We start from the raw sequence: 13,923 nt of genomic DNA on the forward strand, positions 1-13,923 counted from the left end.
CATAAGACGCTCAGGGAAAGAAGGCGTTCTTCGCCTTCTTTCCCTGAGTGGCTGTAGACCATCGAGGGGCTAGGCGCTGGAGCTAAACTATAAAAAAACAGACCAGTTTTGGCCTGTTTTAGTCTACAATTAGTAATTTTATTTTTTTCTCGTTTAGTTCGTTTTTAGTTTCTTTATCTATTTTTGAATCGGTAATAATGCAGTCGATGTTGGAAACAGGGTTTATTCTTGAGAAAGCCCGTGTTCCAAATTTACTGGAATCCACCATTAAAATGGTTTCATCAGCTATTTCTATCATTTGTTTCTTTAATAACGCTTGTGATTCATTAAAGTCACTTAGTCCTCTTTCGAGATGAACTCCTTTGCAGGAAAGAAATGCTTTATTCACATGGTACATGCTTAGGGATCGTTCCGCTAGTGGTCCAACATATGATAAAGATTGTGAAAGTAATGTTCCACCAGTAGAAATGACTTTAATTTGTTCTTTTTTACTTAGCTCAATCGCTACCTTTATCGAGTTGGTTAGAACTGTTAAAGGCATATCAGGAAGTTCCTTCGCAACATACCATGCAGTAGTACTAGCATCTAAAACAATTTGATCACCCGGCTCAATTAATCGAACTGCTGATGCCGCGATCGCTTTCTTTTGTTCCGCATTGGTGATTTCTCTTTCTAAATAAGAAACCTCGCCTTGTTCCTTTTCAATACTAACCGCACCGCCATGACTTCTCATTAAAAGGTTCTCTTTTTCAAGCTTTTCAAGGTCCCGGCGAATTGTTTCTTCAGTAACAGAGAATATCTTGCTCAGCTCCGTAACCCGTATGCTTAATCGCTCGTTGACTAATTCGACGATCTTCTTCTGTCTTTCTGCTACAAGCATATCTTCTACCCCTCTCTATCTCACACTTTTATTTATGTTGTTTTATGTTTGTTTTTTACTTATTCATACTATAACTATAACATATTTCTTTGAAAAACAAACATAAATAATACAAAAAGAAAGATTCAACTAATATATTTTTGTTTTTTAAGCCAAAAAGGACAGGCGCTCCACACACGCCTGTCCACAATCAAACCAACTATTTAAAACCGGCTTCTTAAATTGAGCTAAATTCTATTTAGAAGACTTTACTTTATTGCTTTAACGCTTTATTAACAAATTTCAGGACGATATTAACAAAAATTTAGCGATATTAACAATATTTCAAGTGATATTAACAAAATTTGATCCCATTTTAACAAATTCCAGAAGATATTAACAAATCCCCCAACAACCGCAAAAAAAGCCAATCACGACAGGCGATTGGCTTTAATCTATTTATTTTACTAATTCAACTTCCAATTCCAGCATTTTTAGCTCGTCAATAATGGCTTTAACCTTATCAACTGTTAGATTCGCCTCTTGTAACTCCGCCAATTCCTTTAAGCTTCTAGCTTTTGTAGAAAAAATAGCTGGTGGTTTTGTGATACCAGGGGCAAATTTCTCGATAACAGCAACTGCCTCTTTATAATCAAGGAAATCAATAATTCGGGTATCTTCAGTAAAGATTGGTTTCAATCCACTTTCGTTTCGATACTTAAAGTGATAAGATCCAGAACCAACCGTAAGTCGTACCCCCTCTACCGTTTCCATATATGAATGAATGTCCCCTGAAACCAATGGTTTATTTCCTTCCATGACATCAGCCAGATGCGCTTTAGGTAAAAGAATCTCTGCCGTTGTATTTCCAGGAATTTCAACCTCTATTTCCACCGTTTCATTCGTCAGGTGCCAGGATGATAAAATCCTTCCATACATGGATTCATAAGCAGCTTTTGCTTGAGTAAACGAAATCCCTGCAAATTTTGGTTCGATTTTGATTTTCTTATAGGCAGGTATTGCTGGATCCATATCAATCCCTGCTACGGCTTTATACATCCAATTCCCGATAGATCCGTAAGCGTAATGATTGAAAGAGTTCATTTGATCACTCCAGAATGAACCATCTGGCTTAATGCTATCCCAATGCTCCCACACAGTTGTGGCTCCTTTTTTCACTTGGTATAACCAGGACGGGAAATCATCCTTCATTAATAATTTGACGGCTGTTTCATGGTAACCGCCTTTTGACAGTGCTAAACTGATATACGGTGTTCCGACAAAGCCTGTGTTTAAATGATAATCGTTTTGAATGAGTAGTTGATTTAACTCATAGGCTGTCCGTTCTTTAGCTTTTCCTTCCACCATATCAAACATGAGAGCAATAACATGAGCAGTCTGGGTTGGAGACACCAATCTGCCTGATGGAGAAACAAATTCATGGTTAAATTGTTCGATAATTTTATCTAATAAGAAACTATATTCCTGAACTTCATCTTTTTTCCCAAGGACCTCTGCTGCATCTCTTAGAATCCTAGTTGAATGGGCATAAAAGACGGTGGCAATAAAATCTCTTTCCGTGGCGCCAACAAAGCTATTTTCTTTCGCATCCAGGGCTAGCCAATCACCGAAATGAAAACCTGTATTCCAAAGATATTCGTTCTTGCCCTGCCTGCGGATGTATTCAACCCACGCCTTCATACTTTCAAATTGCTCAGCAAGTACACGTTTATCTCCATAAGTCTGATAAACCGTCCATGGTATAATCGTCGCGGCATCCCCCCAAGCGGCAGAACCCATTCCACCTTCTACATTCGGAATAACAAATGGGACATTACCATCTGGAAGCTGGTCCGCTTTTAAATCTCTGAGCCACTTTGTAAAAAATGGTCCTCCTTGATAATTAAATAGAGCAGTAGGAATGAAGACCTGTGCATCCGCTGTCCACCCTAGCCGTTCACTTCGCTGAGGACAGTCGGTCGGCACATCCAGGAAGTTTCCTCTTTGTCCCCAAACAATATTTTGCTGAAGCCGATTCACTAATGGATCAGAACACTCAAATTCACCTGTGCGCTCCATGTCAGAATGGATGACCTCACCGTCGAAATTTCCAAGTGGCAAACCGTTTTCCTGTCCAGGATATCCTTCCACTTTTACATAACGGAAACCCTGGAATGTAAAATGGGGAGCATAGGTCTCGAGCCCTTCACCTTTTGTTATATACTCTACTGTTTGCTGGGCAAATTTTAAATTGCCAAAGTAAATATTTCCGTCTTTATCCAGTACTTCGGCATGCTTTAAGACAATTTGAGTTCCTCTAGGAGCATTCACCTTAAATCGCAGGCGGCCGACCATGTTTTGCCCCATATCGATAACAGTATCACCAGCAGGTGTGACAAATGCGTCTATTGGTTTAAGCACTTCTGTTACACGAGTTGGTACGTTTTCTTGTGCCACCAATTGGGTAACTGGCATTTCTTGAATGATCGTACCGGTCCAATCCTGATCATTGAAGTCGGATTGACTCCAGCCTTCTTTTTCAAGCCTTGCATCATACGTTTCACCATGGTAGATTTCTGAAAAAAGAATAGGTCCTGTAGAAGCCTTCCAAGTGTTGTCCGTTACAATGACCTCTTCTGTTCCATCGTTAAAGGTAACATGAATTTGGAAAAATGCTGCCCGTCTGTCACCATAGATATTGCGATTATTCTCCCGAACGAGGTTTCCTTTATACCAGCCATCTGCCAGCATAATTCCGATCGCATTGGAACCGGCTAACATCTGTTCGGTTACATCATAGGTCTGATACTGAAGTCGTTTATGATAGCTCGTCCACCCTGGAGCGAGTAGTTCATCGCCGACGCGTTCTCCGTTTAAATATAATTCATACAAACCAACACCAGTGCCATAAATACGAGCTGAACTGATTCCGGTTTTTAGATTAAATTCTTTCCTTAATAGAAAAGCGGGCTCGCTCTGTGGATCAATTTCGGCAGGATCAGGTGTAATCCATTCCGCCCTCCACTCACTAGTATCCAACAAACCGGTTTCCCACCATGCTATTTCACTCCACGCTGTTTCTCGTTCAAAATTGTCCCAGACTTTTACACGGTAAAAATACCTTGTTCGAGGTTCTAATTCGGGACCACCATAATCAACGTGAATAGATTCATCAGATTCAATAATCCCTGAGTCCCATTTAATGGTAGTAAAATTCTGGTCATGGGCCGTTACTTGAAGTTGATACGCCTTTTGCATCGTTCCACGTCGGTCTGATTGAATTTTCCAGCTAATACGGGGTCTTTTTATATCAATTCCTAACGGATTATTACGATACTCGCAAGTTAATGCCTCTACTTTTAATAACGTCATTTTTGATATTCCTCTCAATTCATACTTTATTTCTGAAAAAACCTAAGGATGAATGTATTCTACGTACATTCATCCCTCATTTCATTTTTCAATGATTATTTATAGAACTAGTTCATTTGTAGAATCATGGCTGCTTTCCTTTTTAGATTCCATTTCAGGAATAGGCAGAACTACTACCGCAGAAAGGATAGAGAATACAGCTAGTACTAAGAAGAAGAGTGTATAGCCATCTCCGCCAAATAATTTTACTCCTAAAGCAATTAAGGCAGGTGCGGCAAAATTCACCAAGGTTGATGACAGATTTGTCATTGTATTCATAATGGAAATATCTTTTGCTGCATTTTCTTTGGAAGGAAGAATTCGATTTACAAGAGCATTATCTACTGCACCATACATTCCGAAACCAAAATTGAAGATAAAGTTACCTACAATAACCCATGTAATATTAGTAGAGAAGGCAAAGGCAATTAAACAAATTCCTGTAATAAGAGCTGCACCCATGACAAAAGGCTTTTGTTTTTTCACTTTATCTGATAAGAAACCACCCAGTATACCTGCTACAACCATTAACGCAATCGTTGGGGCAGTAAGTGCCATGATTTGAAAAATCTTTGTTTCGCTTAAATGAAATCTTGTTATATAGAAAAGGGTTAACATTCCCATACCTGCGTTTGAAAAGTTAATAAACAGCTTTGTTAACAAAGCCCAAGTATAAGAAGGATACTTTTTCACACTTGGATAAAAACCTCGAATTCCGATTGACTTCTTCTCCGTCTTTTCTGTGCCGGCAAAATAATTGTCTTTAATTAAGAGAGCGGCTAAAAATCCACCAATCAGTTGGACAATTAGGATGGTAATCATTTTTTCTTCAAGGGTAGAATTAGCAAAGGCCCCCATAATCATTTGTCCAGACATTACAAAAGCAGGTGCTGCTGCCCCAATTAGCCCGGACACCCGACCAAACTTCTCTGGTTCTACTTGTTCTGGAACAATCGCATAGCAGGAAAGTGAAACCATACCATAAAAGAAATTGACAAGACATAGGGCTATCACAAACATTGGAATAGATGAAGCATACGTTAGCGCTAACATGGATAATGCTCCGCCAATACTTCCCGCAATCATCCAAAACCTTCTTCTACCCATTTTAAGCTTTGTCTTATCTGCAATCACTCCGCTAAATAGACCAAAAATGACGACGGCAATACCAGAGATCCCAGTTGCTGTAGCAAAGGCAGCGGTTGCATGTTCTTGACCAACAATTTTAATAACAATAAATGTAGAAAGTCCAAATCCTAGGAGTACTAATGGTGCGATCGATGTACCAACTCCAAGCATTGCTGCGATTACCAACCTTACAAAAGGCGTCTTCTTCATGATACTATTTTCCATTGATTTAACCCCCTCTAATTTTTTAAAAATAATATAGTCAAACGCATGGAGCCGAATAAAAACTTGTTATTAATCTTCTCCTTTTATATTTCCATTTTAGCAAGCGTTTTCATTGAATATAATGTTAAAACCAAAGCAGTATATTGCTCGATTCAAAGATTTGTCAGCTCCCGAGCTGGACCCGGGAGCCCAAGATATTATTTCGATACTAAGGTATTCATTTGGGCAATACTTCCTAAGCAACGAGCACTTTCCTTTACTTTTCGTTCCTGCGTGGTTCGGTCAACTTCGATTAGCCCAAATTTCAATGAATACCCAGATTGCCATTCATAGTTATCAAAAGTAGTCCAATGAAGATAGCCTCTAACATCAATGCCATCAGCAAGACAGGCTTGCACACCTTCTAGAGCTTTACCAATGAATTCTACCCTTCGTTCGTCTTCATCAGTTGCGATACCGTGTTCTGTGATCATAATTGGAATGTCTATATCTTTTGCTACCTTTCGAATTACATTACCAAGCGCCTCAGGATAAAATTCATAGCCCATTTGTGTAAGTTCTGCTTCTTCAGCTGGTCTTACTTGACCTTCTGGCCCGTATACCTCTCTGGTGTAATTTTGCAGCCCGAAAAAGTCATCCCCTTCTAACATAGGCAAATATTGTTTAAAGTAACTGTGCCATTTTTGCTCGGCCAGCTCCTCACCGCCCGGGATGGACTGAATATCTGAAAGTGCCATCGAAAAGCCAACTTTCGTATTGGGCTGAATCTTTTTAATTGCCTCACGGGCCTTTTGATGTGTTTCTTTTAATATTTTGATAGAAGACTCATCCGAGATCATATGGAAAGTAAAATAGTTTTCAATCGTCGTTCCGCATAATTTGGCAGCTGACTCCCTCCATTTAGGAGCAGTCCACGCTTCTCTATCAATCCCGACTGGAGGGATAAAACCGATTTTTGAAAAAATCTCCCGTAACATAACTGGCAGGTTGATTTCATTCATCGTTAGTACGTAGGGAATTAAATGCCCTATTTCGCGGAACACCACTTCACAATATTTTGCAAAACGGTCGGGAACTTCAGGGCTTGCCCATCCTCCCAGTCTCATGAGCCACTTAGGTGAAGAAAAGTGATGCATAGCGACCACAGGTGTTATTCCGTGTTTATAACATGTTTCGAGAACATCCCGATAATGCTCGATTGCCGACCGAGAATATTGCCCTGGTTCAGGTTCTATTCTCGACCATTCGATTGAGAACCGATAGGTGTTTAAACCTAGGCTGGCCATCAAGGCAATATCTTCTCGATAAAGCCGATAATGATCAATAGTATCTCCTGATTTATCTTTATAAGGTGAGCCCTCCGAATGCTCTTCCGCCCAGAAATCGCTGTTATAATTATTCCCCTCTACTTGGTAAGCGGCTGTTGTTGAACCCCAAAGAAAATGAGATGGAAAATGTAATTCCATTTTAAACACTCCTTGTTTTCTTTTATCCTGCTGATTACCTATATTTTAGCAAGCGTTTTCAGTGTTTATAATATTAAAAACAAAGAGGTTTATTGCTCGAATCAAAGATTTTGTATTTTTGTAAAAAAATAAAACCGCCGAATAAGCGGTTCCATTACATGATTTAACTTTGATTAATATAACTTCGAGACTGTTGATCCCGATATTCTTTAGGTGTTTGAAAGTACACTTCATTAAATTTTTTATAGAAAAAAGATAAACTGGAATAGCCAACCTCTTCCGCAATATCAGGGATAGGAAGGTCTGAGTTTGTTAGATATAAAGCTGCCTTATTTAGTCTTTGAATTTGAAGGAGATCCTTAAATGACTTTCCGGTTGCCTTTTTAAGAACAGCAGAAATATAGTTTGGATGATATTTATAGTGATCAGCCATTTCCGTTAAGCTGCAGTCTTTAAAATGATCATCAATATATTTTAGAAACTCTAAAACAATAGAATCCTTTTGCTTGATATCGTCTTTTTGTTCATTATTCGAGCTGTTACTGTGACGGATTAATTCTGTAAACAAGATGAAAAGATAGGCATCAATCATTTCCGACGTAAAAACGTCCTTATCAAAATGCTCACACATAATTTGCTCCATGATTCCAACTACTTTTGAAGGAACTTCAAAAGGGAAGTATAGATAGTTATTGGTTCTTCGACTATCGATTAGGGAGTCAATCAGAAATTGCGAGATGATACTCTTATTAGTAAATCGGCTAAGGAACCCTGTTGATAAGTAGTCATGCTTGAGTTTCATCTCAATCACAATATCAGATTTTGATATCTCTTTTATTGTATGAGGGGTGTTTTTATCAATCATGATGGTTCCGCCCGCAGTCATGTTTATTTCATGATCCTCCATGATAACCGTGCAATTCCCTTGATAAACATATATAAGTTCAATATATTGATGAATATGCATAGGGACTTCTGCAGCGACGGGACACTGAGAAATGAAAATGTTATCCTCAATTGGGTTGATTGTGGGATCAAAGATCATATTAAAATTGTAAACGGGTTGACCATTTACTTCAGTTACAGGCTCTGGATTATAGGTGTTTTTTATAACGTCCCAATCTGGTGCCTCCCTAATATTGTTGGCTTGTAGGAAAGAATGTAAATCAACATTATTCATATGAACCCTCCCCATCAAATTGAAGAAAATTGGAAATTAATTTACAATAAATGTAGAATTCCATCTTTAATTTGTAGAATAGCTTAAAACTTCGTAGAATTATACCTATTTTTCGTAGAAATCTTCAATTCAATGTAGAATCCCTTCTATTAACTAAAAAAGAAAACCCAAAAAGGAGTCTATTTACCGCCTTTTTGGGTCTTCCTTATAAAATCAACTTATCGCTTTAATAAAACCTCTTGCTCATACGCTTTTACTTCTTCTAACCAAGACTCTCTTACTGGCACACCCATTTTTTCGCAGTAGTAATCCCAAACAGCACCAAATGGATAAGTTTTGAATTCTTCCATTAATGCTAGTCTTTCCGTAAAGTTACCTTCTTCTTGAAGTTGTTTTAGATACTCGTTTGGTACTAACAAAGCAGATAATAATGCCTTAATCATGTTGCGAGTTCCGATTGTCCAAGCAGCGACACGGTTGATGCTGGCATCAAAGAAGTCAAGGCCGATGATGACACGGTCTAATGCATCATTACGGACGATTTCTAAGGCAATTTCTTTTAATTCATCATCAAGGATAACCACATGGTCACTGTCCCAACGTACTGGTCTTGACACATGCAATGCTAGTTTTTCGCTAAATAAAAGCATAGATGAAATCTTGTTCGATACGGTTTCGGTTGGATGATAGTGTCCTGTATCTAGTAAGCATAATTTATCATTTTTCATAGCATAATTAAGATAGAATTCGTGAGAACCAACTACGTAAGATTCTGAGCCGATTCCAAATACTTTACTTTCCACCGCATCAAGATTGTATTTCTCATCTACTTCTACTGCAAAAATCTTATCTAATGATTCTTTTAGTCTCTTTCTTGGTGTGAGGCGGTCACTTGGAATATCCTTGTATCCATCTGGAATCCAAATATTTGTTAAGGCTGGTGTACCAAGTTCTTTTCCGAAATACTCACCAATTTTCCGGCTGCCAATGCAGTGATTAATCCAGAATTCGCGGATTTCTTCGTTTGGATGTGAAAGTGTTAAGCCATCATCTGCTTTAGGGTGTGAAAACAATGTTGGGTTGTAGTCTAACCCTAAACCATTTTCCTTTGCCCAATTCACCCAGTTTTCGAAGTGCTTTGGTTCTAATTGATCTCTTTCAACTACTTCTCCATTTGTTTCCGCATAAATAGCATGTAAGTTAACTCGATGTTTACCAGGAATCAAGGAAAGTGCTTTTTCTAAGTCAGCTCTTAATTCTTCAGGTGTTGACGCTTTACCAGGATAATTTCCTGTAACGGAAATTCCACCTGATAATTCTTTTTGATTCACTTCAAATCCTCCGATGTCATCCCCCTGCCAGCAATGAATTGAAATTGGTACATTTTTTAATTTTTCAATGACTTCCTCAACATTAATTCCCCATTTTTCATAAGCCTTTTTAGCAAGTTCATAGTTTTCTTGTATAGACATAAATTTCTTCCTCTCTTATCCGTTAGTTTGTAATCGGTGCAGTGGGTAAATATTTTTTTACTTCGAAAGAATTTTTCACAATCTTACGAGCTTCTTTAAGATCTTGAATTTCATCGAGCGCCATTAACTGAGCCACGATATTGCCAATAGCAGTCGCTTCAACTGGCCCTGCATACACTTCTTTTTTCGTTACATCCGCCACAAGTTGGTTCAACATTTCATTTTGACAGCCGCCGCCGATGACATTGATTTTTTCAAATCGTCTTTCAAAAATTTCTTCAATTTCGTTTACGGCATCCTGATAGCTGACTGCTAAACTATCATATACGCATTTTGCGACTTCGCCAGGTGTGCTAGGGACCGGCTGGCCTGTTTCCACACAATAATTCATGATTTCTTGAACCATGTTTTCAGGTTTTAGGAACCGGTCATCATTGACATTAACCACAGCCTTAAAGTCCTTAGCTTCCCTTGCCAAATCAACCAGTTCAGCAAATGAATATTCATTATGGTAATTGCGTCTTACCTCTTGAATCATCCAAAGACCCATAATATTTTTTAAGAAGCGGTACTGGTAATCAATTCCGCCCTCATTGGTGAAATTGTAGTCTAATGCTTTGGTGACACAAATTGGGAAGTGGTTTTCCACACCAATCAGCGACCATGTGCCGGAACTGATATAAATCGTTTCATTTTCTTCAGGAACGGCAATTACCGCTGAACCTGTGTCATGTGTAGCAGGCAGAATGACTTGCAGGTCAAAGCCTAACTCTGAAACTAGTTCTTCTTTTAACGTTCCAAGAACGGTCTTAGGCGCTTTAATTTCCTGGAACATTTCTTTATTAATTTCTAACCTATCCAACAAGTCATGATCCCATTTTTTCGTAAAAGCATTGACTAGCTGCGTGGAAGTAGCATTGGTGTATTCGTTTGCTTTTTTACCTGTAAGAAGGTAATTGAAGTAATCGGGAATCATTAAGAATGATTTTGCTTGATCTAGGATTTCTGGTGACTGTTGTTTAATGGAATATAATTGATAGATGGTATTAAACTTTTGGAACTGGATGCCTGTTTCCAGATATAGACGCTCTTTCATGATTTTCTCAAAAACTTGCTCCATCATTCCGTCTGTTCTTGGATCCCGATAAGAAACTGCCTCAGTTAATGGTTGGTCCTTTTCATCTAGTAAAACAAAGTCAACTGCCCATGTATCGATTCCGATACTATCTGGTTTGATGCCAAGTTCATTGCACTTTTTTAATCCATTTTTGATTTCTTGAAAAAGCTGGTCGGCCTCCCAGCAATAGGAGTCACCTTTTTTAACAATCTTGTTTTCAAAACGATGAATTTCATCTAGTTTTAATAACCCGTTTTCTAGCCAGCCTAAAATGAGTCTGCCGCTTGATGCACCAATATCGACAGCAATACTGTATTTTGTCATTAATATCACCTCTCGGTTGGAAACGCTTACTGATATACTTATATAATACTAGAAAATGAGGTTTTTCCTATAACTTGATTGGACCAATTTATTGTCCTTATTTGCATTCACCTCTCATTTTTTTTAAAAGCCTCTTTATTGTTGATTTTCGTGTAGGTATGAGGATTCATAAGCGGAGAATTTCCGGCTAAAGTATATGGTTGAAGCTTATGAACCAGATATAAGCGGAAATATTCCGCTTAAAATCTATAAATAAGACAAAATCAAAAGTTTTGGATCATATAAACGGAAAAACTTCCTCTATTTTTAAGGAAATATGAGTATTTCCCAATTTAAACGGAATTTTTTCGGTTATTTTTCAAACACAGTGAAACCAATATTCAATTACTTCAGATCCATAAAAAAACACCACAGAATAGTCTGTGATGTTAAATGATTAACTTTTATATTTTAGCTGGTGGATTCCCCAAACAATGAACCCTAAAACAATCATTATTCCTCCGGTTAAACAGACGCCCCGCCACTGCCATAGGTTCCAAGCATAGCTCCCAAGTGAGGAACCTAGTGACCCACCAAGGAAATAGGTCACCATAAATACGGTATTTAACCGGCTTCTTGCCTCTGGAACTAAACTATAGATTCTGGTTTGGTTAGAGATCTGTGCCCCCTGTACACCTAAATCTAACAGAATAACCCCAACGATGATTCCCCAGACAGCAGAACCTAAAAATCCAAAGAAAAGATAGGATAACAACGTAATGAGAATGAACAGTCCAACCATTAACTTTGGGCTAAACCGATCAGCTAAACGTCCTACAAGGGGCGCTGCCGCAGCCCCGACAACACCAACCAAACCAAATAAACCCGTCACTTCACTTCCAAAGTAATAAGGTGCTCCCTCTAAATAAAATGCAAGCGAAGTCCAGAATACGCTAAAACCTCCAAACAACAATGCTCCCACTAAAGACGCTTCTCGTAAGGTTGGCTGAGTGACAATTAATTCACCAATGGATTTTAACACTTGGCGATAGGTTAAATTTGCTTCCGGATGACTTTTAGGCAAGATTTGTTTTAATATAATCGCTAATGCTAACATTAATACTGCCGCCACCCAATACATCATCCGCCAGCCAAAGCTGCCTCCAATAAAACCCGCTACGGTTCGTGCGAGAAGTATACCAAAAAGTAATCCGCTCATCACACTGCCAATTACTTTTCCCCTTTCTTCTGGCCCAGCCATCTGTGCTGCCAGCGGTATAATGACCTGAGGTACAACCGTAGTGATTCCGACAGCCAAACTAGCCACGTAAATCCAAAGGAGATTTTGTGCTGTAGCAACGCCAATAAGTGAAATGGTTACAGAACCTAATAAAACGGTTATAAGTTGACGGCGCTCTTTCATATCTCCTAATGGCACGAATAAAAACATCCCTATTGCATAGCCAATTTGTGTAAACATTGATATGTTTCCTACTTGATGTGAATTGGCATGAAATGTCCGTCCCATATCGGCTAAAAGCGGCTGGTTGTAATAAAGATTGGCCACAGCTAGACCACATGTAATGGACATTAACAAAACTAAACCTTTTGTCAATGTTATCCCTTTTGATTGATTCATTTCTATTCCCTTAGAATTATTTGTCATTTGTTTTTCTCCCTATTCCTGAACCCGTACGGTCATACTTTTATGACTAATAAAAAAAGTCTTCCTTGAGGAGGACTCTTCACATTGCTGCTTTATTTGACCCAGTAGAAACGACAGCTTTAACCGATGGCATATTCGCAATAAATACGCCGAGTAATACCAAAATCCCGCCAATGATTTGATTTAGCGAAATATGATTTCCTAAAATAAAATGGGAAGCAAGGATAGCGACAAATGGCTGGATATTCATGAACATCGACGCTGTACCTGCGCCGACTTTAGCTACCCCTTTATTCCACCAAAAACCGGCAACTCCTTGAGCGATAATCCCAGCAAAAGCTAACAATATCCACATTAAGATAGAATGACTAATAACAGAGCCGCTCACTAAATTTTCAACTCCTGCTGCTGGAATCATCAATACACTTCCTAGTACGGTCGAATAAACCGTAATAATAAAAGTGTCCATGGTTTTCGCTAAACCTCGGATAAATAATATACTGATCGAGAGGCACAGCATGGCAATTAAAATGTTAAAGTCTCCCCATGAGATTCCCAAAGCGCCATTTGCAACGCCAATAATGGAAAAAACACCGATTAAACTAATCATGGCTCCTGCAGATTTTTTAATCGTAAACTTGACCTTAAAAATGATTCGTTCCAACAAAATGGTGGCTATGGGTGCCAAAGAAATAATTAATGAGGCGTTAGCGGGTGTTGTATGATGGAGACCCGTAAAGTAAAAGGTTTGATTTAACAGGGTTCCAAAAATTCCAACACCAATGAGATATTTCCACTCTGAAATGGTGGGGCGCTTCATCCCCTTATGGACCAAGGCACAGATAATCAAAAAAAGTGAGGTAGAGCAAATTCGAACGGTTGATAAGAAAACAGGTGAAAATCCTTGCAGCAAATAGGAACTAACTGGATAATTACACCCCCATAAAACAGAAACCAAAAAGAGACTAATAAAAGCTTTTATTGTACTAGACATGTAAATAAACAACCTTTCTAGGGTGTTATTATATTGGAAACTTTTAATAGTATAGCATGGTATTTCGTATCGCGAAAGATAGTAAAACAATATTTAATAGTG

9 protein-coding genes are annotated in these 13,923 nt (G+C 38.5%); all 9 read right to left on the reverse strand.

The genetic code is table 11. The annotated features are described in order from the left end of the window. Positions 1-118: 118 nt before the first annotated feature. Complete coding sequence (locus tag JOC76_RS14555; protein WP_205178639.1) at positions 119-880, reverse strand: DeoR/GlpR family DNA-binding transcription regulator; 762 nt, start codon at positions 878-880, stop codon at positions 119-121. Positions 881-1,318: 438 nt separating this feature from the next. Further along, positions 1,319-4,231 carry a family 78 glycoside hydrolase catalytic domain gene (locus JOC76_RS14560; protein WP_205178640.1) on the reverse strand — a complete coding sequence of 971 codons (2,913 nt, stop codon included), beginning with the start codon at positions 4,229-4,231 and terminating at the stop codon, positions 1,319-1,321. Positions 4,232-4,330: 99 nt separating this feature from the next. Further along, the gene (locus JOC76_RS14565; protein WP_205178641.1) at positions 4,331-5,623 is read right to left on the reverse strand and encodes an MFS transporter; all 1,293 of its coding nucleotides are present in this window, start codon (positions 5,621-5,623) and stop codon (positions 4,331-4,333) included. Positions 5,624-5,820: 197 nt separating this feature from the next. Further along, positions 5,821-7,089 carry a glycoside hydrolase family 1 protein gene (locus JOC76_RS14570; protein WP_205178643.1) on the reverse strand — a complete coding sequence of 423 codons (1,269 nt, stop codon included), beginning with the start codon at positions 7,087-7,089 and terminating at the stop codon, positions 5,821-5,823. A gap of 163 nt (positions 7,090-7,252) precedes the next feature. After that, entirely contained in the window at positions 7,253-8,269 is a 1,017-nt protein-coding gene (locus JOC76_RS14575; RefSeq protein WP_205178645.1) for an AraC family transcriptional regulator, read from the reverse strand. 218 nt (positions 8,270-8,487) lie between these two features. Beyond that, entirely contained in the window at positions 8,488-9,741 is a 1,254-nt protein-coding gene (gene rhaA / locus JOC76_RS14580) for an L-rhamnose isomerase (RefSeq protein ID WP_205178646.1), read from the reverse strand. Positions 9,742-9,763: 22 nt separating this feature from the next. Then, positions 9,764-11,182, reverse strand: coding sequence for a rhamnulokinase (rhaB, locus tag JOC76_RS14585; RefSeq protein WP_205178647.1), 1,419 nt, complete (start codon positions 11,180-11,182; stop codon positions 9,764-9,766). 436 nt (positions 11,183-11,618) lie between these two features. Beyond that, entirely contained in the window at positions 11,619-12,827 is a 1,209-nt protein-coding gene (locus tag JOC76_RS14590) for an MFS transporter (protein ID WP_205178648.1), read from the reverse strand. 79 nt (positions 12,828-12,906) lie between these two features. Next, positions 12,907-13,821, reverse strand: coding sequence for a DMT family transporter (locus JOC76_RS14595; protein WP_205178649.1), 915 nt, complete (start codon positions 13,819-13,821; stop codon positions 12,907-12,909). Positions 13,822-13,923 lie beyond the last annotated feature (102 nt).

This window comes from Neobacillus cucumis (assembly GCF_016908975.1).
Classification (GTDB): domain Bacteria; phylum Bacillota; class Bacilli; order Bacillales; family Cytobacillaceae; genus Neobacillus; species Neobacillus cucumis.